This window comes from Rickettsia endosymbiont of Ixodes pacificus (assembly GCF_000965155.1).
Taxonomy (GTDB): domain Bacteria; phylum Pseudomonadota; class Alphaproteobacteria; order Rickettsiales; family Rickettsiaceae; genus Rickettsia; species Rickettsia tamurae.
Genome location: NZ_LAOP01000001.1, coordinates 850,365 through 872,249, shown reverse-complemented (window position 1 = coordinate 872,249; position 21,885 = coordinate 850,365). Strand labels below are relative to the sequence as shown.

Here is a 21,885-nt window from a genome sequence, read left to right as displayed (position 1 = left end):
CAACAAGGTTGCAAATACTTTAATATTTTTTTATCTTTAATAGCAGTAGATAAAAAAACCAAAAAATAATTTTAAGTATCCGTTTAAAATTTTGTACTATCGCAATCATCAGTATTTGAATCTGTGTTTTCTGTACACTTCTAAATTTTGCTCCTCGTAAACCATGATTCTCCTTAGCTTCACCAAATAGACCTTCTATTTTCCACTTTCTCTCAATTAGTTTTTTCTTAAAATCAATTCTATTCTGTCTGACCTTTACCTCATCTATTTCATCCTGATAAGGATTACGATAAATAAATCGTCCTCTATTACTATAATTATCAGAAATACAACCTGATTTTAGAGAGCAATTTTTACAATGCCCTCCTGTAATACGATAACGTTTTATTTGTTTTTTATCTAATTTATCATACGGATAAAGATAATGTCCCTGTGGACACTTATATCTATCCTGTTCTCTATCATATTGAAATTCCCCCCTACTTATTTTTCCTTCACCAAGATTATCTACATGTAAAGGTATATAAGTTGTAATTCCAAGTAATTTAAAATATCCATAGGTTGGACCTCTACCATAACCTTTGTCTGCTATCCATTCTTTTACTCTAAAAGAAAAATTATTTAATATATTCCAAACTCTACTTGGAAGTACAATACACTCATGTTGTGATCCTGTACTTACATAACAATCTATTATAATACGTGAATCTGAATCAATTGAGTAGTGGGTCTTATAACATAGCTTTTTATAACCATTAGTTCTTGATACAAGACTACAATCAGGATCTGTCCTACTGACATGAGTTTGATTAGATATTTTCCTTACTTTTTTCCCTTCTCGGAAATCATGATAACGACGTTCATATTTTTTTAATTCTCTCTTTTGTGAATCACCTTGATCTTTTCTTAATATTAGGCTATTCATAGAGGCATTAGATTCAACTAAAGAGGCATCTGAAATAATTGTTTCTCCTTTTATAATATCTAGTTCATACCATTGCTTAATCAAGCTTATAAATATTTCTTGAAATAGTTCTACCCCAAATCTATCTCTTATCCTACTTAATGATGAATGATCCGGTACTTTATCCTCTAAACTTAAACCACAAAACCACCTATATGCTATATTTAACTGAATTTCTTTACATAATCGTCTATTTGACTTTATACCATATAAGTAACTTATTATTTGCATCCTAAAAAATAATACAGGATCAATTGATGGACGTCCGTAATTAGCACAATAACGATTCTTAGTTATTTCATAGATAAAAGAAAACTCTAATTCTTTAGCTTCATGAATCCTCACTAATAAATGATCATTAGGTATCATGTGCCTTAAGCTAAGGCTATTACATCTCACACTTTGATCAAGCTTATAACCCTGCATCTTTACACCTTCATTTAAGCATAAAAATACAGCTTATTCCTTAGATTAACTCTTTTCTACTTCTTTTTATAACTTTTTCAACAGCCCGTGTAGAGTTTTACACATGACCTTTATAACCGCCTAAACCTTTTTGCGTATTAACGTAAGTACCTGCGATCCACCCCTTATCTAACACTCTTTCATCTTCATCACCCGCAGCAACCGCAGCACTAGATAACATTCTATGCTATATAAATATTACGGCTCATTTGAGTGATATCATGAATCGGATTATATATTGCTCCAATCATTTCTTCGTCTTGTTTTACTGCATTTTGCGTTTCTGCAACTTTAGCAGCTTCAACTCTTACAGCTTCAGCAATTCTTGCTTCTTCTGCCTCCTTTATAGAAGCAGCTACTTTTGCCTCCTCTTCTTTTTTTGCTTTCTCTTGTTTCAAGTTTTCAAAGCTATCTTCAGAATCCTTAGATTCTAATTTATTTACAATTACTGCAGTGCTACTAGATACTTCTACGTTTGTTTGCTCCTGTATTATATTATCATCATCTTCAAAATCATCATCATCATCAAAGTCTTCAATATTGCCATCTACAGGAACAATCCTCTCTATACGTCGAACAATCATAATTTCTGTATTAGTATGCGGAGTTTCTTTTCCATCGGAGGCGGGACTACCTCTACATCTTCCATATTAATAACCACCGGAGCCGGAGCTACAGGAGCAGCAGCAGGGGCTACTACAACTACTCCCCCATAACTTACGTCTCCATTTGCTACTGCTTGTGCTGCTGCTAACTCTGGAAGTCTTTTAGCAACTTCTTCTTCATTTACGGCTGCTGCTTCTATAATTGCAGCTAACCTAGGATTATTCGCTTTAAGTTGCTGCATTAATCCCGCATCTTGATTTATTCTAACACATAGATTTCTTGTTTCCTGATCTATACCGCTTGCTACTTCTCTTTTAGGAGCTATGAACTCAATATCGGTTCCTTCTTTTATAGCTTGAACTAATTGATTTATATTACCATCAAGTGCATCTGCATTTTTAGCTGTATATTTCTCAAAAACTTCTTCTACAATTAATGCTTTTAGCTTTTCCTTTCCTTAAGTCTTTATTGCTAACTCTCTTTTTAAATCCGTATCAACTGAAGCTGCTATAGCTTAAACAGCGATTTCGTATTTTCTCCCTATTTCAGAAGTAGGAGCAATATAAACTACTGCATCTGCATCGGGTTTTTTAGGAAAAAGATTTTCGATAGGCTTTAGACTGTTCATCTTTCTGACTAAACCATCCATACCAAGCCCATTATATCCTACCGTCGTAGGTGGTGGCGGTCCACCTGCTACCACTATTACCGGTGCAGCAACAGGGGTACTAGCAGCTTTCGCTGTTTTTACTCCTTTTAATACCGCTTCTATTTTCTTATCACTTATTACATTAAGAAATTTTACAATTTCTTCTTTTGAGAAATTTTTAGTATCAGGTGTTAAAGCTTTCATTTTTGCATTGAAATCATTTTGTACGGCGTCTGTTATATTTTTCTCCGTAATATGCTTAGAAGCTTTAGATAAATCAACTGCATTATCGGCTAAAACTTTTTTTAGTAATTTAGCTTTAGTATCAACTCCTATTTCATAAATTTTTGATAATGTTGCCGGGGCAGCTTTATTTTGTAAAAACATTAAATCTCCGCTATCTATATCGCTCCCTACTGTTAAATTAACAATATTGTTATTAATCCAATTATTGACTTCAATATCTACTTCGTTGGCTTTAGTAGTAATGGCTATATTATCGCGTACATCTTCCTTTATTAAGAGCAAGATCTAATGCATCGGAAAATTTTAAAGTATTAGTATTAAAATTATTAACAATTCTCTCTATTTCATTATTTAAAGAATCTGCTCCTAAAACATTTTTATTTTTAGCAATATAATCTATTCTTGATATAATTGTTTTCTGACCTTGCAACTCATCTTTTATTTTTATTTCATTACTTCTTGCCGTAATATGATCTTGTAAGTTCTGCGGTAATTTATCAAAAATATAATTTAAACGGTTTATTGCATTATGCTCTTCTTCGTTGAACAACTCTTCAAAAAATGTACCATTGGCTATTTTATTATTTAAAGTTAAAGCTTGTCTTGAAATTTGCTTTATTAAATCATCACCTTTTAGTCTATTCCAAATATTCTCAGCTTTTATCATTAATTGTGCTTTATCAGGGTTTGCTTCTGAAAATAATGCTAAAGACTTAAACGGAGTTTTTCCTTCTTCTAAAGTTAAAAGCGTTTTTATTGTAATTCCTAAATCATTTTCTGCTCCTAATGTTCTTACTTCTAGCTCTTCAGGATTTTTCTTATTTTTAGCTAAATACATCTCGTTATGAAATATGCCGTCTAAAGTATTCGGAGCTACAAGAACTTCTTTAACTGCTTCGCCTATAACCGGTGCAGGTGCTCTTACTACTACAGCTGCATCTTCTTTCGCTTTTAGATCATGACCTGCTAATTTTAATTCAGGACTAAGATCAGCTATCGCATCTAGATTATTTAAATTTCTAACCGTTCTACCTGTTGTCGAAGCGGTGACATTGTATTATTAAGCCCTACTAAACGCTCATTATCTGTTTTTATTTCACCTACCGTCTTGTTTAAAATAAGTGCTAGATCACTCATTGTGAAAGCATTGAAATTATCTATCAATGCTTGCATTTTCTTACCATCCAAATCTTTAGTTATTAAACCGGCATCTTTTAAAAGCTTGTTATAATTCTTTAAACCTGCTTCATCAATTACCTTACCCTCTTCATTAACTACCTTATTCCTACCGTTATTAATATACGCCGTCTTTAATTCAGCCATTTTCTCTAAATAAGTTACTAATCTTGCAGGATCAGCTAGTTTTATTATAGCCTGTCTTGTAGTAATATTAGATTTGTTAGCTTCAAGTTCAACTAAGTTTTGAGTAACATAATTTTCAAATTGATTTAATAATTTACGCTTTGTTTCTGGGGCTGCTACGCTTTTAAACTTTTGTAATAAATTACTTTGTCCTGATTGATAATAGTTAACACTAACATCTTTGCCTCTTATTAGGATCAGTAATATTAGTGCCAAAAAATACATGTTCAAAAGCTTCTTTTGTTAAAGGAACATCAACATAATTATTTACAACTTTTAAATCATCATTAACATCTACACCTCCTGTCATAGCTATATATTTTACTGCTCCAAAGGTGTATTTAAATTTTCTATGTTATTAAAATGTATAGCTTTTTTGATTTTATCATTGACACTTACAGCATTTGCCCCTTCAGCTTTAGCAAGGATTTCCAATACTTGAAGTCTATTTTCTAGAGCCATCTCTTGCTCGTTACGTCCTGTTTCTAAGGCTATATTACCGGCTGTTAAATCGACAATTGCAGCACCGGCTGCCCGTGCTTCTCTTCTTTCTCTAGCACCGTTAAGTACAGGTGCAGCTGCTTGAAGTTTAGTGACTTCTATTATTTCGTTATTGAATAATCTTCTTTCCTCCGGCATAAGACTGTCAAAAAGGTCACCAAAATCCGCATGGCCTTGAATTCCTTTTATAACATTAAGCTTTTTAGCAGGAGTTAATGCTTGGTAGTCAGCAGTATGATTCAATATATCATAGATTTCTATATCTGCTCTTGCTTCTCCAACCATAGCAGTCATGATTGCCGCATTAGCACAGCTAAGTAAGAATAATTTTGTAAGTTTAGAATTTATAGATTTAATATTTTTTCCATAATATCTAATTCCCCTTTAATAAATATTAATTATTACTTAAAATATTAATGTTTAATTTGTTATTAAAGATGATTATACACGAAAAAAATATTATGTCAAGAAATTTATATTGATGGGCTATAAGGCAGGGTAGTAACGTAGATTTTATATAATAATTTAATATTTATAATAATCGTAATGTTTTTATTAATAATTAGTTAATTTATTAATACCTTGTGGTGCATTATACGATATTACTTCTATACATGCAAGCTATATTATTAAAATTTTCATTATTTTTAAAATGCTTTATAATAATGGTGTCATACCGTGGCTTGACCACGGTATCCATAAAAAATTAAAAAAGACTGAATCCCGCGATCAAGTCGCGGGATGACAGAGGTGGAAGTGAGCCATGCAACAATGACATTAAACTATAAGGTACATAAATTGTCTCTCAAAACCAAATTACTTTTTATTACAATCACCGGCATTATAATATTATATTTTGCTATTCCTCCTGCTCTATTACTTAACAATGTAAGTTTCTCACAAAGAGTATTTGACCGAAACGGCGAGTTAATGCGTATTTCGCTTTCTAAAGACGATAAATATAGGATATTCACTCCTATAAGTGAAATACCGGCAAGTTTTATAGAAGCAGTACTGTTATATGAAGATAGACATTTTTACAAACATTTTGGCATTAACCCCGTTTCTTTAGCCAAAGCTTTTTATTCTACTTATTTACAGAATAATCGTAAAATAGGCGGCTCTACTATAATAATGCAAGTAGCACGTTTAAGATACGGGATAAACTCTTCTACTATTCTTGGTAAAATCCATCAAATCATTAAAGCTATTCATGTAGAGCTACATTATTCAAAAAATGAAATCCTAGAAGCTTATCTAAATCTAGTGCCTTACGGTAGTAATATTGAAGGAGTAGCAGCCGGCAGTTATATTTACTTCAATCGTGACTTAAGAGATTTAAATTTAATCGATATTCTAAGTCTTGCAGTAATCCCGCAAAATCCGCATTTACCGAGTGGCTAACGACTCATCCACAAGATATTATTTATAATAAGTTAATTAGTTTGCCGATTAAATTTAATCAAAATAAAAATCTTCCTTTTATCGCACCGCATTTTACTTTAGATATACTAACCGGTAATGATAGCCCTATTATATATACTACTATCGATAAAAATCTACAAACTACTATAGAGAATATTAATGATCGGAAAAAATACGGCATTAATAATGCCTCCGTAATTCTTATTGATTTTACTACTATGGAAGTGCTTGCAAGTATTGGCTCCGGAGAGTTTTTTAATAACGATATTTATGGCACCAAAAGTCGAAGATCTCCAGGCTCAGCTTTAAAACCGTTTGTCTATGCACTTAGTTTTGATCAATCACTAATACATCCGTTAACTTTACTAAAGGATACACCTACTTACTATGATCATTATAAACCGGAAAATTTTGATAGCAGATTTACAGACGGGTTAAGTGCTAGAGAATCGTTAATAAAGAGCCGTAACGTACCTGTAATATTTCTAGCGTCTAAGTTAAAAAACCCGAATTTTTATGAGTTCTTACAACAAGCAAAAATTAGCGGCTTACGAAAACTTGAAAATTATGGCTTATCTATAGTACTCGGCACAGCAGAAATTACTCTTGAAGAGTTAACTACTCTTTATGCTATGCTTGCTAATTTCGGTACTTATAAACCGCTTAAGAAAAACTTGATGTCATCCCGTGGCTTGACCACGGGATGACACGGACACCGTACTACTATCCCCCGAGGCAAGTTATCTAACACTTGATATTATAAAAGATACGACCCGTCCTATTACCTATAATAATACAAAGCATAACTTACCGATTTATTGGAAAACAGATACTTCCAGCTCATTTAGAGATGCACTTAGCGTCGGCATATTCGGGAAATACGTACTTGCCGTTTGGGTTGGGGATTTCAAAGGGCAAACTCACGGAACATTTACGGGTAATATCTCTGCAGCCCCTTTATTCTTTAATATTATCGAATCAATAGCCCATCCAAATAAAGATGAGGATTTAATCCTTTCAAAAATTAATGAACTAAATATTACTAAAGTAAAAGTTTGTGCAGATACGGGAGATATCGATAACGATATGTGTCCGGTTAAAGCAGAAGCCTTATTCATTAAAGGCAAATCACCGATAAAACAATCAGGCATTTATAGAAAAATGTTGATAGATTTAAAAACCGGTATGCCTGCTTGCAACTTTATTAAAGGACAAACAGAATATAAAACAGTAAATTTATGGCCGACAGATATGCTTTCGGTTTATCAAAAAGCTGGAATACATATATTACCGAAACCGATACCTACAAACCATTGCAATAGGTTGATAAATTGGCATCATCAAAAACCTAAAATTATATACCCGTTAAAAAATTCCGTACATTCAATTAAAAATAGTGATAATATTACTTTTAGTGCGATTAGCGATAATAAAACCAATAACATTTTTTGGTTTGTGGAGAATGAATTAATAGCAACCGCAAAACCAAACGAAGCAGTAATATGGCAAGCAAAAGCCGGTGAATTTATTATTAGAGCTATCAGTGATAGTGGCGAAAGCGACAGTATAAAAATTTATATTAAAGAATAAATTAGTGGTTACATATGAAATTTAAAATTACTACAGAAGTTGATATTAACTCTTTAACAGACGAAGAAACTGCTCTTGATTCTTTAAAAGCAAATATTCTAAATGCATTGACTGAAGTTAATTATTCACTAATACAAGCAGGAAAAACACCAGAAAATACAGTAATAATAGGGTTGCCTCATAGCGGAAAAGCACATTTTTAAATGCTCTTGAAAACAACATTGAGATTATCGAAAACGGTAAAGAATTTACATTTGATAAATTATTTGATTTTGAAACAACGCCGGAAATTAAGCATACATATAAATCGGCTGTATTACCCAAAAAAATTTGAAATTGCAGGAAAAGTATTTTGGGAATACTCTAACAGGGTACCTGATACAGTTCAAGAGTTAATCAATGTATTTTTCATTAAAAAGCTAGTTCAAATGACCGATAAATTAAAATTTATCATAGTAGCAAAAGAAGAGCCCATAAAATCCCCTAGTATCTTTAACAGGATTATAGAAGACTTTAAAAAGTTTTTCCCTTTAGAAGAATACAAAAAATTAAAAGGAAATGTTATATGCGTAATAACCCAACATAATGAAAATAATCATGAAAACATTATACCGATGTTACAAAATAGCATTGCTAGTAACAAGGATATATTAGAATCCTCTGATATAAAATTTTTCTGTAAACCTACTTCTCAAAATGAGGAAATAAAGCTCACTCTAGAGCTAAAAAACTTAGAAGAAAGAGCCGGTGTACAAAATCTAGGGATAAAGAAGCTAAGTTCATTGCTAAAAGAACAAGACAGTCTTATAGAAAATTTATATATACAGATGCATGTAGAATGTATAATTAATACTATCCAATCAATTTTCAGAGATTTTAATATATCTACATCTCTTAACTGTGTAAAATTTTCAGATAATAATAACTATGATGATTATGTTAAACCATATTTACCAAGTTCTTCAATACAATATCCGGCTCTAAAAAAAATTCCTTCTTGTTTTGAAGGATTAGCACAATTATCGGAATTGCAAGCTATCATATCAAATAAACAAGCTAATAACCTTATAGAGGCAATATTTCAAATTTTAGACTCTATTGAGAAATTTACAGATAATAAGCCGGTTATTCAAGCTTACCGATATGTATTAAATCTACAAATTAAAGAATTATCATTATTTGAAGAAATGTTACCTACAACATGGTCTCAATCCAATGATTGCTATAGTTCCTTAATTGAAATATGTGATTTATTCATAAAAAATAACTATCTATCTTCTATAAAAAATATAGAACCTAAAAACGATCAACCGGTGCAATATTATAAAGAAGCCATAGAGTGGTTAAATAAGTACCCTGACAAGGCGGAAGTAATTAAAACTATAGCTAGCTGCTACTCCAAAATAGGCGATACGAAGAAGAAGATTATAAGGGAGCTTTAGCTAATTATAATGCAACTCTAACATGTAATGAAGAACTTAAAGAAATGTACAATAAAATCGGTGATATGCTATTTAACTTAGGACGTCTATCATATTTTATAGAAAGAATAATAAATTAGACTCTATATTAAAATGTTATGACAGCCTCATAAATAAGGCTGAAAAGCCTATAAAATATGATTTATATTAGACCAAGGAAACGAACTTCGCTTTCAAAAACAACAGGAAGCAGATGCTGCGGAATCCTATTTTAAAGCAGCTGGTGTTGTACGTGATCCTCAAAAACAACAAAATGTAATGCTTATGGCATATAATACTTTCTTAGGAAACCCAAATAATAACGCAATTTAACAAACAGATATTTCAGCACAACAAAGAAAGGAGTATTTTAAGGATATAATCGGCGATATTATTGATCTACATTCTTAATAGATCATTTATGCTTACTTTAGCTCTAGTAGTTTTATCGACTTGTTTTACGATAACTACGCAATAAAGTCCAGGCTTGCCGGCTTCCTTAGCAGGTAATACTCCTGGAACTACAACGGAATAAGCCGGAATTCTGCCGTAAATAATTTCACCTGTATCTCTATATACTATTTTTGTAGAGCTACCGATAAACACCCCCATACTAATTACTGCTCCTTCCTCTACTATTACACCTTCTGCTATTTCCGATCTTGCACCGATAAAACAATTATCTTCAATAATAACGGGCTTTGCTTGCAGCGGTTCAAGTACCCCGCCTATTCCCGTGCCGCCTGAAATATGGCAATTCTTACCGATTTGAGCACATGAGCCAATAGTAGCCCATGTATCAATCATTGTTCCCTCATCTATATAAGCACCTATATTAATGAAAGAAGGCATAATTACTACATTTTTAGCTATACAAGTACCGGTTCTAACAACAGCTCCGGGAACTTTGCGTATAGCAGCTTCTTTGAATGTATTTTTATCGATATCTGCAGAAAATTTAGGGGCAACCTTATCATACCAACTATTATAATTGTTATTATAAAGCTGCGATTCCGTAGTGATAAAATATAGCAATATAGCTTTCTTTACCCATTCATTAACTTGCCAATTATTTTCTTGCTTTTCACAAACACGAATTGTACCTTGATTTAAGACTTCTATAATATCATTAAGAGTTTTCTTTAATGTTATAAGCTTTGAAGAATCTTGAAGAAGTTTGTCCTTAATTTGCCAAGCTTCTTCAATTTCTTTAATAAGAGAGGACATATCTTTTAACTGTTTTATTGCCAAAAATAATAAATGAGATTATCATGAAGTCAAACATAATAATTATAATTAACTATGTATATTACTTGCCCAAATTGCCAAACAAGATTTATTGTTACAAGCAATCAAATAGGTATTAACGGACGACGAGTAAAATGTTCCAAATGTAGCCATTTGTGGTATCAAAAATTAGACTATAACACTAGTAAATTAAATGACTTTAAAGATAAAGTAAACACGGAAACTATTAAAACTCCTATTAAAAATCATTATAATGCTAATGTGCCGGTTATTTTACCGTATATTCCTCCTAAGAAAAAATATAATATATTTCCAATATTATGGACTAGCTTTATAATTTTTTGTTTAGTGATATTACTAATAGATAGTTTTAAATTCTTAGGTAAATATGATCAATTAAAGATAGAGGAAATTAATTTAGGAAAATCTCGTCATATAGGCGGTATGAAGATATTTTATAAATTATCTAATCAGTCTGATTATTTAATTTCTGATCCTATAATCAAAGTTAGAGTAATGGATACTAATAATCAAGCTTTAGATGAATATGTATCAATTACAAAACTACAAACAAAAATCCCTGCAAAACAAGCAATATATCTAGAAATGAATATTGAAGGGATCCCTGTTACGGCAAAATATATTGATATTGTTATAGGTAATAGATTAGGGCTTTTATTTAAGTGAAGACGGTTCGTGGATCGATTTATCCGTCATTGCGAGGAAATTACGTAAGTAATTGTACGTACGCAATCTCAGGAATGTGTTATTATTTCATGAGATTACCACGCAGCCTACGGTTGCTCGCAATGACGACTCGGTATCCACGCCGCCCCCGTCTTTTCTCATGAATGATATACAAAAAAATAAAAATACCCATAAGCCGAAACTTATGGGTATTACTAAAGATATAATAATTTTTATTATCGTGTATTAGGAAACACCACAACTTGAGCTATTAGTATCACTTGATACCATATTAACAATATCTGGAGCTTTAAATAATATAATGATTGCAGTAACTACCACTAAAGCTATTTCCCACTGCAATTTTCCTCTTAATGTTTGAATTCCCAGAACAATTATACCGACAACAGCTATACCTTTTGCAGTATTGCCTCTGAATACTTTAATTAACTTACATAATGCATCACCCACAGGATCGTCGACATTATTACCTAAACTATCAAAAGCTACCATAATAATAGCCACACTTAGAATAGTAAATAATATGCGTAATGATAGATTATAATCGATTAATTCTTCGTTTAATTTACGAATAGGAAAGTTCATATATTTTACCTCAATAAAATAATTAGCATTTAAAAAATAATGTATAATTTATTTATATATAAATCAACTCCTAAATATATGCAATTTTAATTAATATGCAAAAATATTTTAAAAACACTTATTTTAAGTAACATTATAATCACATATAGTATAATTCAACTTCCAAATATATAAACAAACGTAAATAAAAATAACCAAACCACGTCCACAAAATGCCAGTACCATGCAGCAAATTCAAACCCTAAATGTCCATTACCTTCTGTAGTAAAATCTCCTCTTTTTGCTCTAAAGTAGCAAACTATTAGAAATATAGTACCTATAATTACATGAGCTCCATGAAAACCCGTTGCTAAATAAAAATTAGAAGCATATATACCATCTGTAAATTTAAACGCCGCATGATAATATTCATATGCTTGCATAGTTGTAAAAAATATTCCAAGCAATATGGTAAGAGCAAGTGCAGTTACGCAATCTTTTTGATTTTTTTCTTCTAAGGCGTAGTGAGCCCAAGTAACGGTAGTGCCTGATAAGAGTAATATTAAAGTATTGATAAACGGAATATCAAACGGATCAAAAGTTTTAATTGTAGGTGGAGGCCAAATTCCCTGCTTTACAACCCATACACCGTCTAAAAGACCTACGGGGGATAGACTTGATTTAAAAAAAGAAGCAAAAAATACACCAAAAAATACTATTTCCGTTAAGATAAATAACGCCATACCTATTTGTAAACCTTTTCTAACAGGACTAGTATGCTGATGTTCGACTATTCCTTCTTTCACTACATCTTTCCACCAAGAATATAAACAGTAACCTACTGAAATAACTCCTGCAGATAAAATATATATATTAAATTTATAGCCATGCATGAACGAGACGCCGCCTATAACCAAAAGAAGTAAAGCAAAAGATGTTAGGACGGGCCAAGGGCTTGGATCTACTATATGGAATAAGTGCGATTTAGTAATAGGATGTGAATTTGAATTCATATTTTATTTTATCATTTTCTAATTATACTTCGAGTAGATATACGAAGATCAACTTGGAAAAGAGCAAGGAGTCTGTAAGCCAAGGAGCAGAACAGTAATATGTGAGCGTCCAAGGTCTTACAAAGACGAGATAGTCAATTTTTCAAGTTCTATCTTAGTATATAAATAAATATAAATTATTATTGATGTAAAAGCAAATTCTAGAAGCAGATTATATAGAAAATATACCTCGTAACTCAGAATTACATTATTTATTATTAATGACAACTAAAATCTCTTGACTCTTTATATTATTCAACTAATATATAGACCGCTAATAATGTTTAAGCTCCATTGTTGCAAGACCAATCTGTCAAAACTTAATATTAAGTTATGCCAGGGGTCTATTATTATAATCATACGCATCAAGTTAAGAAAAGCAAGTAGGTTATACTGGTATTACGGTAGTAAATTATGAATTAAAAAGAAGCTAATATATGGTATAAATTTTTGCAAGATTAACAACTAAATTGTGAGAATTTATCCTATGGGGAAAATAGTAAACTTAGCAAAACTATGCCAAGAGTTTTTTGGAGAGACAGCCAATAATTTATCCATTACAACAGGATTTATTAAGAGACAACGAAAAATAACTGGTTCAGCTTTTCTAAAAGCTATAGTGTTTGGTAATATGAGCGATAGTAATTGTAGTCTTGATGGAATGCGTAACTTTTTAAGTGAAGAAACTATAGATATTTCTGCCCAAGGCTTAGACTTTAGGTTTACTGAGGTAGCAGTAAAATTTATGCAGTCAATGTATGAACAATGCTTGAAATTATTTAGAAATACTATGCCGCTTGATTGCAACATTTTGCAGCATGCAACATTTTGCAGCAATTTAATAGCGTTAAATTATTGGATAGTAGCCATATTATTCTACCTGCCAATATGGCGGATAAGGTATAAGGGCTGATCAAGGATATAGAGAACATTTATCAAACATATCTACTAAGGACTTATTAATATCTGATTTAGGTTATTTTGTCCCAGCTTCATTTATTCAAATTATCGAACTTGGTGCATATTTTATTAGTCGTTATAAAGCAGATACTAATATATATGACCCTATCACTGAGGAAAAAATTGATTTATTAAACCTATTAGATAATAAATTCTTTTTATCAAAAGATGTACTTTTAGGTAAACAAGCAAAAGTTAAGCTACGGATTATATGTCATAAATTGACTGATGAACAGGCTATTGGTAGAAGAAGGAAGGCTAATTTATTAGCTAAGTCTCATAAATATAAATCTTCTTCAAGAAACCAGAGATTACTAGATTGGTCAATATTTATCACTAATATATCAGAGGATATGGTTAATGCTGAGCATATAATGATAATTTATCGAGCAAGATGGCAAATTGAATTATTATTTAAATTATATAAAAGTCATGCAAAAATTGAAAATCTTAAAGGGAGAAGTAAACCTGCAAGAGTTTTGTGTGAATTATATGGTAAATTATGTAGTGTGCTTATTTTTCATGGATTATCGAATTGTGTAGAATTAGCAAATGATAGAGAAATTAGTTTAACCAAAGCATTTATTGAACTACAGAAAAGGTCAAGAGAATTATTCCTGTCTATTACTGGACGTCTTAATGATTTAAAGCAGTTCCTTAAGAAATTAATTATAGATTGGGGGAGATTTTCTTTGAAAGATAAATATCGTAAAACCAGATTATCTTCCTTAAATACACTAAAATTATTAACAATTATGGCTTAACTTGATGCGTATGGTAGATTTTACCAACCCACACAACAATACCTGTTCACATTTAATAGTTTATTTAGTTACTATATTAACAAGTTCATATCTCATTATAAGCATTCCGACAATTACGCATATAATAATTTGTAAACCTTCAGATTTGATCTGACATATTAAGATTGAAATTAGACGAGTTTGTGGGTATGTAGATAACTAAGGAGTTATCTATCATATCCACGAACTAAATATAAAACTCAATTAATAGGAACAATATGTCAAATTATGATCAAAAAATAATCAAACCTAAATTAGGATTATTAGAACTTGCAAAACAACTAGGTAGTGTTAGTACTGCGTGTAAAGTAATGGGCTATTCAAGAGATAGCTTTTACCGTTTCAAGGAACTATATGAGATGGGCGGAGAAGCGGCTCTTGTGGATATGAGTCGTAAGAAACCTATAGTAAAGAATCGTGTATCAGAACATATAGAACAAGCAGTAATAAATCTTGCTATAGAGAATCCTGCTCTTGGTCAGCTTCGTGCGAGCCAAGCACTAATAAAGCAAGGTATTATAGTGTCATCCAGTGGTGTACGTTCTATCTGGCTACGCAACGATCTTGAAACTCTAAAGAAACGACTCAAAGCTTTAGAAGCTAAATCTGCACAGGACGGTATCTTACTGACAGAAGAGCAGATATCTGCTTTAAAAAAAGCAAAACAAATTAAAGAGGCTCATGGAGAAATTGATACTCAGCATCCCGGTTATCTTGGTGCACAAGACACCTATTATGTCGGTAATATGAAAGGAGTAGGTAGAATATACCAACAAACCTTTATTGACACTTATTCTAGAGTGGCTATTTGCAAACTCTATACTGATAAATCTGCAATAACATCCGCTGATATTTTAAATGATAAGGTAATACCTTTCTTTAATAATCATGATGTACCACTACTGAGAATCCTTACAGATAGAGGAACGGAATATTGTGGTAAGGTAGAACATCATGCTTTTGAGTTATATTTGGCTATAGAAAATATTGATCATACTAAAACTAAGGCACGTTCTCCTCAAACTAATGGAATATGCGAAAGATTACATAGAACTTTAAAAGATGAATTTTATGATATAGCTTTCCGTAAAAAGATTTATAGCTCATTAGAGGATTTACAGATTGACTTAGATCAATATTTAAACAAATATAACAATACTAGACCGCATTCTGGAAAGTTCTGTTATGGAAAAACTCCTATGCAAACTTTCAAGGATAGCATTAAAATTGCTCAAGATAAGTCTATTAATTCTTACTTATCTGACAGCACTTTTGCTGCTTAATCAATCTCTACCTGTCAGATCAAGTGTACGGGCTGTTGAAAAAATCAACAAGGTTGCAAATACTTTAATATTTTTTTATCTTTAATAGTAGTAGATAAAAAAACCAAAAAATAATTTTAAGTATCCGTTTAAAATTTTGTACTATCGCAATCATCAGTATTTGAATCTGTGTTTTCTGTACACTTCTAAATTTTGCTCCTCGTAAACCATGATTCTCCTTAGCTTCACCAAATAGACCTTCTATTTTCCACTTTCTCTCAATTAGTTTTTTCTTAAAATCAATTCTATTCTGTCTGACCTTTACCTCATCTATTTCATCCTGATAAGGATTACGATAAATAAATCGTCCTCTATTACTATAATTATCAGAAATACAACCTGATTTTAGAGAGCAATTTTTACAATGCCCTCCTGTAATACGATAACGTTTTATTTGTTTTTTATCTAATTTATCATACGGATAAAGATAATGTCCCTGTGGACACTTATATCTATCCTGTTCTCTATCATATTGAAATTCCCCCCTACTTATTTTTCCTTCACCAAGATTATCTACATGTAAAGGTATATAAGTTGTAATTCCAAGTAATTTAAAATATCCATAGGTTGGACCTCTACCATAACCTTTGTCTGCTATCCATTCTTTTACTCTAAAAGAAAAATTATTTAATATATTCCAAACTCTACTTGGAAGTACAATACACTCATGTTGTGATCCTGTACTTACATAACAATCTATTATAATACGTGAATCTGAATCAATTGAGTAGTGGGTCTTATAACATAGCTTTTTATAACCATTAGTTCTTGATACAAGACTACAATCAGGATCTGTCCTACTGACATGAGTTTGATTAGATATTTTCCTTACTTTTTTCCCTTCTCGGAAATCATGATAACGACGTTCATATTTTTTTAATTCTCTCTTTTGTGAATCACCTTGATCTTTTCTTAATATTAGGCTATTCATAGAGGCATTAGATTCAACTAAAGAGGCATCTGAAATAATTGTTTCTCCTTTTATAATATCTAGTTCATACCATTGCTTAATCAAGCTTATAAATATTTCTTGAAATAGTTCTACCCCAAATCTATCTCTTATCCTACTTAATGATGAATGATCCGGTACTTTATCCTCTAAACTTAAACCACAAAACCACCTATATGCTATATTTAACTGAATTTCTTTACATAATCGTCTATTTGACTTTATACCATATAAGTAACTTATTATTTGCATCCTAAAAAATAATACAGGATCAATTGATGGACGTCCGTAATTAGCACAATAACGATTCTTAGTTATTTCATAGATAAAAGAAAACTCTAATTCTTTAGCTTCATGAATCCTCACTAATAAATGATCATTAGGTATCATGTGCCTTAAGCTAAGGCTATTACATCTCACACTTTGATCAAGCTTATAACCCTGCATCTTTACACCTTCATTTAAGCATAAAAATACAGCTTATTCCTTAGATTAACTCTTTTCTACTTCTTTTTATAACTTTTTCAACAGCCCGTGTAGAGTTTTACACTTAAATGTTTATCTGCTATATATTGCTGTTGTACCGCTTCTTCAATTTCATCTTCCAAATCTATTAGCTGACCTTTAGTAATTTTATTTTTGCTTATAATATTTTTTATACTTTTAGCTATCTCTTGCAGTATAACGTTGTTGTATTCTAACTTTTGTATTTTAATAAGTATCTTCTCTATTATTCTCTCTTTATCTTCTAAGTTAATATTATCTGTATTATTTAATTTATCGATCATTTTTAATAGTAAGTCACAAGTACTTCTTGCTATAATTCTAAGACCATTTTTTGTAGCTATGCTTAATGCTGTTTCGCCGTCATTATTAACATGATTAATAGCTTCATCGGACATTCTAGGTATTAGCGTTTCACAAACTTTTTCTAAACCTTGTGAAACAGCTAAAGTTAATACTGTTTCGCCATTATTATTGATAATACTAATAGCCTAATTATTCGTTTTAGATATAAGTAATTCACAGACTTTTTCTAAACCTTTATAAGCGGCTAAAGTTAAAGCCGTATTGCCGTTAGCATCAATTTTGCTAAGCATATCACAATTTAGCTCTTTAACTAAACTTTCTGCTTCTTCTGCTTTATTATCTTTTATTGCTAAAATTAGTTGATTATATTTTAGCTCATCAAGTTTTAGGCTCTGCTGTTGTTCTTCCTCTGCCTGTTTCTTCGCTTCTTCTTCTGCTAATAGTTTTCTTTTTTCTTCTTCCGATCGTTTCTTTTCTTCTTCTATTCGTTGTTTTTCTAGTTCTTGCTGCTGTTGTTCTTCATATTTCTTTTCTGCTTTTGCTTTATTTTCTTCATATAAATTTTCTTTTTTTATAGCTATAGCCATCCTTTTCTTGACTGCATAAATTATTACCCTCTGCATTTAAGCTTTCTGCTTTTTTTCTCGGCTATAGTTTTATTTCTTTGCAGATATCCGTTAATTGTCTTTAATGTTGTATCGCCTATGTTGTTACTAGAAAGATTAAGTTCCGTTAAAGAGTTATTATCTTTTAAGCTTGCCGCTAAGTCCCTTGCTCCAGTCTCGCCTATTTTATTATCAGAAAGATCAAGCGATGTGAGAGTAGAATTATCTTTTAGCATTAAGGCTAATTCCTTTACTTCACTATCGCCTATTTGGTTACTCCCAAGATATTGTATCACCTTTTCTTAAACTATCTGCTTGCCGGCCCCCTCTTTTTTCTAGAAATTCTATTAGTTCTTTCATATTTATATCCTTGTTAAATCCTATAAATTTTAATATTTTGTTAAAAATGAGCTATAGACAGAATCATAATAAGGAGTTTTAAGAATACAATAGAAATTTAACTAAAAGTGTGAATAAATGAGTTGAAGTTGCTTTAATGAATATATATAAGTTAGTTTTTTATAATATTTAAACGGTATTTAAAAGAGTTTAATATAAAAAATTAGACATTTTGGAACATAAAAGGAGCATATGGATTTTTTAGAAAACGAAGGGAAGCCCCGAAACCCTGAAAGGGCTTGGCGAGAATGACGGGACTCGAACCCGCGACCTTCTGCGTGACAGGCAGACGCTCTAACCAACTGAGCTACATCCCCTTATACATAAGAGATAACAATATATATAACAATTCTTCTATTTCTGCAAGAGTAAAATATCTTATTTTATCAAATTATCAAAAAATATACAGAACCTAACGTTTAGATTTTATAGCTTATTCCTAATATTATAATCAATAGATATTTCTATTAATCTAAATTAGTCACTATTAGTTGAAGCCTTGAAAATTATTATACTTTTTAAGGACTTTGTTAAAAAAGAAAAACCTATTGGTTACATTATTAATAATTATTAGAGGTTTTATATGACTAAACCATATGTCATTAAATTAACTACTTCTTTTGAGCATATTAAACTTTATAATCCTATACCCGATATTGCTCTTAGAAGTGCTATTATTATGCAGGCAATAATAGATGCAACTAATACTTCTACCAAGAAAGAGGCAACAAAAGCAGAATATAATGCTAAAAAGTGGCTTTTTGAAAATAATGAAAATTTTAATGCTACCTGCTTAGAAATCGGTATTGAGCCTAATTATGTAAGAAAGACTGCTAAAAAACTAATTAAATCACAACAAAATAAAGATAAGCGTCCCAAACTCTACGGCTAAAGTTTAAATAAATTAATTTGTAATAAAACTTGAAATTACTCTAAATATAAATTAATTGTATAGGTGTTAATTAGTAACGCCTATATATTAATTATTTCAGATTATAAAGGTTATTTATGATTATTTCAGTTTCAGCTCAACATATTTCGATCGGTAATAGCTTACAAGAATATTCAAAAGAGAGGGCTACGCAAGTCGTTAAAAAATATTTTACCGATATAATAAATATAGATATACATTTTTCAAAAGAGGGAATTAACTTTAAATGTGATATTATAGTAAAATATGGTCCAGGTAAACATAATATAGTCAAAAGTAATGATAGTTGTAGCGATATATATGTAGCTTTTGATAAAGCTATGTCAAAACTAGAAAAACAGCTTAGAAAATATAAATCAAAATTCAAAAATCATCATGCGGGTAAAGTAAAAATATCAGAAATTGCTTACGAAGGTACCAAATATATTATTAATCCGCAATCTGATAGTGAAACCTCTAACTCCGAAGATAATGATAATCCGGCAATTATCGCTGAAAAGCCTGTAGAAATATTAAAATTATCAGTAAAAGAAGCGGTAATGAAAATGGATTTAGAAGATTTACCTGCGGTAGTATTTAAAAATATCAATAATGATCGTATCAATATAGTTTATTATCGTAAAGACGGTAATATTTCTTGGGTAGATTATAATTAATGCTTATTATCCCTTATAAAGGAGTTACGCCAAGAATCGATAAAAGTGCATATATTGCCGAAAGCAGCTCTTTAATAGGAGATGTTGAAATAGGTAGTAATTCAAGCATTTGGTTTAATACGGTTCTTAGAGGCGACGTTGAATCGATAAAAATAGGAAATAATACTAACGTGCAAGACGGTAGTGTAATTCATACTTCAAGATTTAACGGACCGGTAGAAATAGGCGATAATATAACTATCGGTCATCTCTCTCTTATTCATGCCTGCACAATACATAATAATGCTATGAGTACTACGATAATGGATTATGCAGTAATAGAAGAATATGCTTTTATTGCTGCAGGAAGTCTTATCCCGCCAAAGAAGATAATTAAATCTAAAGAATTATGGATGGGATCCCCTGCAAAATTTGTTAGATATTTAACCGATCAAGATTTAGAATATATGCAAGATAACGTAAGAAATTATGTAGAACTTGCGAGTATTTATAATAGGGAATTAGAATAATCTTAATGTTATTTTAGGGGCTTTGTTGCATGGATCGGTTTATCCGTCATTGCGAGGAAATTGCATAGCAATTGACGAAGCAATCTCAGGAGTTTGTTATTATTTCATGAGATTGCCACGCCCAGCCTACGGCTGCTCGCAATGACAACTCGGTATCCATGCAACAAGGCCTATTCTACACGGGAATGACATTATGTATTATAAGAATCCTTAAATGCCTTAACCGTATTTTTAAGTAAAAACGCAATAGTCATCGGTCCGATGCCGCCTGGGACGGGAGTAATATATTTTACTTTAGATTTAACATTTTCAAAATCAACATCACCGATAATTTTATTGCCGCTAATTCTATTAATGCCTACATCAATTACTATAGATTCAGGATTAAAATATTCTGCAGTTAATTTTAAAGGCAAACCTATTGCGGCAACGGCAATATCGGCTTTAGAAGTAATAGAGCTTAAGTTTCGTGATTTGGAATGGCAAATAGTAACACTGCAATTTTCTTTTAACAGTAAAGCACTTAAAGGTTTTCCTACTATATTTGAGCGTCCGATAATTACAGCATTTTTACCGGTTAAATTAGGTTCGTATTTTTTTATAACTGCAAGACAACCAAGGGCAGTGCAGGGGATAAAGCCTTGACTAATCCCGCTATGTAAGTAACCGACATTTAAAGGGTGGAAACCATCGATATCTTTAGAAGGTGATACTGCCGATAAAATTTTATTTTTATCTATGGAGCTTGGCAAAGGAAGCTGAACTATAATTCCCGAAATCTCGTTATCAAGGTTTAACTCGTTGATTTTCGATATTAAATCACCTGTATAAATAGTAGTAGATAGATTTACTAATAAAGTATCGATTCCTATTTTATGTGCATTTTTTATTTTATTTTTTACATAAATAATGCTTGCCGGATTATCGCCTACTAATACTATAGCAAGCTTCGGTGAAGCGTTGGTTTGGCTTTTAAGTTCTTGAATTTCTAGTTTTAAGTCTGCTAGTATCTCATTTGCTAACGCTTTACCGTCAATTATATTATTCACTATATACCCTTGATAAATGAAGTATTGATATACGAAGATCAACTTTAAAAAG

General features: G+C 31.3%; 24 protein-coding genes, 1 tRNA gene and 3 pseudogenes. 11 read left to right on the top strand and 17 right to left on the bottom strand.

Annotation, left to right across the window (positions count from 1 at the left end; translation table 11 throughout):
• Nucleotides 1–19: 19 nt before the first annotated feature.
• From REIP_RS04670 to REIP_RS04635, 8 genes are all read right to left on the bottom strand, one after another.
• Entirely contained in the window at nt 20–1,333 is a 1,314-nt protein-coding gene (locus REIP_RS04670) for a transposase (RefSeq protein WP_172686766.1), read from the bottom strand.
• A gap of 278 nt (nt 1,334–1,611) precedes the next feature.
• On the bottom strand, nt 1,612–2,013 hold the full coding sequence (locus REIP_RS12480) for a hypothetical protein (RefSeq protein WP_231569233.1): 402 nt from the start codon (nt 2,011–2,013) through the stop codon (nt 1,612–1,614).
• Nucleotides 2,010–2,276, bottom strand: a complete 267-nt coding sequence (locus REIP_RS04660; RefSeq protein ID WP_231569232.1) for a hypothetical protein — start codon at nt 2,274–2,276, stop codon at nt 2,010–2,012. The genes REIP_RS12480 and REIP_RS04660 overlap by 4 nt, the downstream gene beginning before the upstream one ends.
• Before the next feature lie 273 nt (nt 2,277–2,549).
• The gene (locus tag REIP_RS12475) at nt 2,550–3,212 is read right to left on the bottom strand and encodes a hypothetical protein (RefSeq protein WP_231569231.1); all 663 of its coding nucleotides are present in this window, start codon (nt 3,210–3,212) and stop codon (nt 2,550–2,552) included.
• A complete protein-coding gene (locus REIP_RS12470) occupies nt 3,181–3,768 on the bottom strand; it encodes a hypothetical protein (protein ID WP_231569230.1) in 588 nt (195 codons plus the stop codon). The genes REIP_RS12475 and REIP_RS12470 overlap by 32 nt, the downstream gene beginning before the upstream one ends.
• A 173-nt stretch (nt 3,769–3,941) precedes the next feature.
• A complete protein-coding gene (locus REIP_RS12465) occupies nt 3,942–4,508 on the bottom strand; it encodes a hypothetical protein (RefSeq protein WP_231569229.1) in 567 nt (188 codons plus the stop codon).
• Complete coding sequence (locus tag REIP_RS10970) at nt 4,465–4,602, bottom strand: hypothetical protein (RefSeq protein WP_156147424.1); 138 nt, start codon at nt 4,600–4,602, stop codon at nt 4,465–4,467. The genes REIP_RS12465 and REIP_RS10970 overlap by 44 nt, the downstream gene beginning before the upstream one ends.
• 11 nt (nt 4,603–4,613) lie before the next feature.
• Nucleotides 4,614–5,078: a hypothetical protein gene (locus REIP_RS04635; protein ID WP_045804321.1), complete on the bottom strand. Its 465-nt coding sequence runs from the start codon at nt 5,076–5,078 to the stop codon at nt 4,614–4,616.
• 513 nt (nt 5,079–5,591) lie between these two features.
• On the opposite strand from REIP_RS04635, the pseudogene pbpC reads away from it, so the two are divergent.
• The 4 genes and pseudogenes from pbpC (at nt 5,592) to REIP_RS12460 (ending at nt 9,250) form a co-directional block, all read left to right on the top strand.
• Nucleotides 5,592–7,808 (top strand): annotated as a pseudogene (gene pbpC / locus REIP_RS04630) (penicillin-binding protein 1C).
• Nucleotides 7,809–7,822: 14 nt separating this feature from the next.
• Nucleotides 7,823–8,011, top strand: coding sequence for a hypothetical protein (locus tag REIP_RS04625; RefSeq protein WP_045803949.1), 189 nt, complete (start codon nt 7,823–7,825; stop codon nt 8,009–8,011).
• A 225-nt stretch (nt 8,012–8,236) separates the two neighbouring features.
• Nucleotides 8,237–8,462 (top strand): annotated as a pseudogene (locus tag REIP_RS13425) (hypothetical protein).
• A gap of 128 nt (nt 8,463–8,590) precedes the next feature.
• A complete protein-coding gene (locus REIP_RS12460; RefSeq protein ID WP_331385729.1) occupies nt 8,591–9,250 on the top strand; it encodes a hypothetical protein in 660 nt (219 codons plus the stop codon).
• Nucleotides 9,251–9,667: 417 nt separating this feature from the next.
• Here the strand turns inward: REIP_RS12460 and dapD are convergent, their stop codons facing one another.
• Nucleotides 9,668–10,495, bottom strand: coding sequence for a 2,3,4,5-tetrahydropyridine-2,6-dicarboxylate N-succinyltransferase (gene dapD, locus REIP_RS04610; RefSeq protein WP_045804319.1), 828 nt, complete (start codon nt 10,493–10,495; stop codon nt 9,668–9,670).
• Between the two features lie 75 nt (nt 10,496–10,570).
• On the opposite strand from dapD, the gene REIP_RS04605 reads away from it, so the two are divergent.
• Both REIP_RS04605 and REIP_RS10965 read left to right on the top strand, forming a co-directional pair.
• Nucleotides 10,571–11,203 carry an MJ0042-type zinc finger domain-containing protein gene (locus tag REIP_RS04605; protein ID WP_045803948.1) on the top strand — a complete coding sequence of 211 codons (633 nt, stop codon included), beginning with the start codon at nt 10,571–10,573 and terminating at the stop codon, nt 11,201–11,203.
• Nucleotides 11,204–11,279: 76 nt separating this feature from the next.
• Nucleotides 11,280–11,453, top strand: coding sequence for a hypothetical protein (locus REIP_RS10965; protein ID WP_156147423.1), 174 nt, complete (start codon nt 11,280–11,282; stop codon nt 11,451–11,453).
• On the opposite strand, the gene REIP_RS04600 is transcribed toward REIP_RS10965, so the two are convergent.
• Both REIP_RS04600 and REIP_RS04595 read right to left on the bottom strand, forming a co-directional pair.
• Nucleotides 11,450–11,809 (bottom strand): TrbC/VirB2 family protein, encoded by a 360-nt coding sequence (locus REIP_RS04600; protein ID WP_008580702.1) that lies wholly within the window; start codon nt 11,807–11,809, stop codon nt 11,450–11,452. The genes REIP_RS10965 and REIP_RS04600 overlap by 4 nt on opposite strands.
• 155 nt (nt 11,810–11,964) lie before the next feature.
• On the bottom strand, nt 11,965–12,801 hold the full coding sequence (locus REIP_RS04595; protein ID WP_023507159.1) for a cytochrome c oxidase subunit 3: 837 nt from the start codon (nt 12,799–12,801) through the stop codon (nt 11,965–11,967).
• A 526-nt stretch (nt 12,802–13,327) separates the two neighbouring features.
• Here REIP_RS04595 and REIP_RS04590 point away from each other — a divergent pair.
• Both REIP_RS04590 and REIP_RS04585 read left to right on the top strand, forming a co-directional pair.
• Nucleotides 13,328–14,564: pseudogene (locus REIP_RS04590) on the top strand (IS4 family transposase).
• A gap of 257 nt (nt 14,565–14,821) precedes the next feature.
• On the top strand, nt 14,822–15,886 hold the full coding sequence (locus REIP_RS04585) for an IS481 family transposase (protein ID WP_045803566.1): 1,065 nt from the start codon (nt 14,822–14,824) through the stop codon (nt 15,884–15,886).
• Nucleotides 15,887–15,950: 64 nt separating this feature from the next.
• On the opposite strand, the gene REIP_RS04580 is transcribed toward REIP_RS04585, so the two are convergent.
• The 5 genes from REIP_RS04580 to REIP_RS04560 form a co-directional block, all read right to left on the bottom strand.
• Nucleotides 15,951–17,264: a transposase gene (locus tag REIP_RS04580; protein WP_172686766.1), complete on the bottom strand. Its 1,314-nt coding sequence runs from the start codon at nt 17,262–17,264 to the stop codon at nt 15,951–15,953.
• Nucleotides 17,265–17,398: 134 nt separating this feature from the next.
• Entirely contained in the window at nt 17,399–17,857 is a 459-nt protein-coding gene (locus REIP_RS11695) for an ankyrin repeat domain-containing protein (RefSeq protein WP_231569333.1), read from the bottom strand.
• A 12-nt stretch (nt 17,858–17,869) separates the two neighbouring features.
• Nucleotides 17,870–18,271, bottom strand: a complete 402-nt coding sequence (locus REIP_RS12450; protein ID WP_023508150.1) for an ankyrin repeat domain-containing protein — start codon at nt 18,269–18,271, stop codon at nt 17,870–17,872.
• A 23-nt stretch (nt 18,272–18,294) separates the two neighbouring features.
• Nucleotides 18,295–18,585, bottom strand: a complete 291-nt coding sequence (locus REIP_RS04565; RefSeq protein WP_231569225.1) for a hypothetical protein — start codon at nt 18,583–18,585, stop codon at nt 18,295–18,297.
• 343 nt (nt 18,586–18,928) lie between these two features.
• Nucleotides 18,929–19,005 (bottom strand) — tRNA-Asp (locus tag REIP_RS04560).
• A gap of 266 nt (nt 19,006–19,271) precedes the next feature.
• Between REIP_RS04560 and REIP_RS04555 the strand changes: the two genes are divergently transcribed.
• From REIP_RS04555 to REIP_RS04545, 3 genes are all read left to right on the top strand, one after another.
• Nucleotides 19,272–19,580, top strand: coding sequence for a hypothetical protein (locus tag REIP_RS04555; RefSeq protein WP_045803946.1), 309 nt, complete (start codon nt 19,272–19,274; stop codon nt 19,578–19,580).
• Between the two features lie 116 nt (nt 19,581–19,696).
• Nucleotides 19,697–20,275: a ribosome hibernation-promoting factor, HPF/YfiA family gene (hpf, locus tag REIP_RS04550; RefSeq protein WP_045803945.1), complete on the top strand. Its 579-nt coding sequence runs from the start codon at nt 19,697–19,699 to the stop codon at nt 20,273–20,275.
• A complete protein-coding gene (locus REIP_RS04545) occupies nt 20,275–20,784 on the top strand; it encodes a gamma carbonic anhydrase family protein (protein ID WP_045803944.1) in 510 nt (169 codons plus the stop codon). The genes hpf and REIP_RS04545 overlap by 1 nt, the downstream gene beginning before the upstream one ends.
• A 191-nt stretch (nt 20,785–20,975) precedes the next feature.
• Here the strand turns inward: REIP_RS04545 and folD are convergent, their stop codons facing one another.
• Complete coding sequence (gene folD / locus REIP_RS04540) at nt 20,976–21,833, bottom strand: bifunctional methylenetetrahydrofolate dehydrogenase/methenyltetrahydrofolate cyclohydrolase FolD (protein ID WP_023508157.1); 858 nt, start codon at nt 21,831–21,833, stop codon at nt 20,976–20,978.
• Nucleotides 21,834–21,885: the final 52 nt, after the last annotated feature.

Excerpts from the sequence above, each read along its gene's own strand:
- REIP_RS04670 (WP_172686766.1), bottom strand. The coding sequence starts at position 1,333 with ATGATACCTAATGATCATTTATTAGTGAGGATTCATGAAGCTAAAGAA.
- REIP_RS12480 (WP_231569233.1), bottom strand. The coding sequence starts at position 2,013 with ATGATTGTTCGACGTATAGAGAGGATTGTTCCTGTAGATGGCAATATT.
- REIP_RS04660 (WP_231569232.1), bottom strand. The coding sequence starts at position 2,276 with ATGCAGCAACTTAAAGCGAATAATCCTAGGTTAGCTGCAATTATAGAA.
- REIP_RS12470 (WP_231569230.1), bottom strand. The coding sequence starts at position 3,768 with ATGTATTTAGCTAAAAATAAGAAAAATCCTGAAGAGCTAGAAGTAAGA.
- REIP_RS10970 (WP_156147424.1), bottom strand. The coding sequence starts at position 4,602 with ATGACAGGAGGTGTAGATGTTAATGATGATTTAAAAGTTGTAAATAAT.
- REIP_RS04635 (WP_045804321.1), bottom strand. The coding sequence starts at position 5,078 with ATGGTTGGAGAAGCAAGAGCAGATATAGAAATCTATGATATATTGAAT.
- REIP_RS04625 (WP_045803949.1), top strand. The coding sequence starts at position 7,823 with ATGAAATTTAAAATTACTACAGAAGTTGATATTAACTCTTTAACAGAC.
- dapD (WP_045804319.1), bottom strand. The coding sequence starts at position 10,495 with ATGTCCTCTCTTATTAAAGAAATTGAAGAAGCTTGGCAAATTAAGGAC.
- REIP_RS04605 (WP_045803948.1), top strand. The coding sequence starts at position 10,571 with ATGTATATTACTTGCCCAAATTGCCAAACAAGATTTATTGTTACAAGC.
- REIP_RS04600 (WP_008580702.1), bottom strand. The coding sequence starts at position 11,809 with ATGAACTTTCCTATTCGTAAATTAAACGAAGAATTAATCGATTATAAT.
- REIP_RS04595 (WP_023507159.1), bottom strand. The coding sequence starts at position 12,801 with ATGAATTCAAATTCACATCCTATTACTAAATCGCACTTATTCCATATA.
- REIP_RS04585 (WP_045803566.1), top strand. The coding sequence starts at position 14,822 with ATGTCAAATTATGATCAAAAAATAATCAAACCTAAATTAGGATTATTA.
- REIP_RS04580 (WP_172686766.1), bottom strand. The coding sequence starts at position 17,264 with ATGATACCTAATGATCATTTATTAGTGAGGATTCATGAAGCTAAAGAA.
- REIP_RS12450 (WP_023508150.1), bottom strand. The coding sequence starts at position 18,271 with ATGGCTATAGCTATAAAAAAAGAAAATTTATATGAAGAAAATAAAGCA.
- REIP_RS04555 (WP_045803946.1), top strand. The coding sequence starts at position 19,272 with ATGACTAAACCATATGTCATTAAATTAACTACTTCTTTTGAGCATATT.
- hpf (WP_045803945.1), top strand. The coding sequence starts at position 19,697 with ATGATTATTTCAGTTTCAGCTCAACATATTTCGATCGGTAATAGCTTA.
- REIP_RS04545 (WP_045803944.1), top strand. The coding sequence starts at position 20,275 with ATGCTTATTATCCCTTATAAAGGAGTTACGCCAAGAATCGATAAAAGT.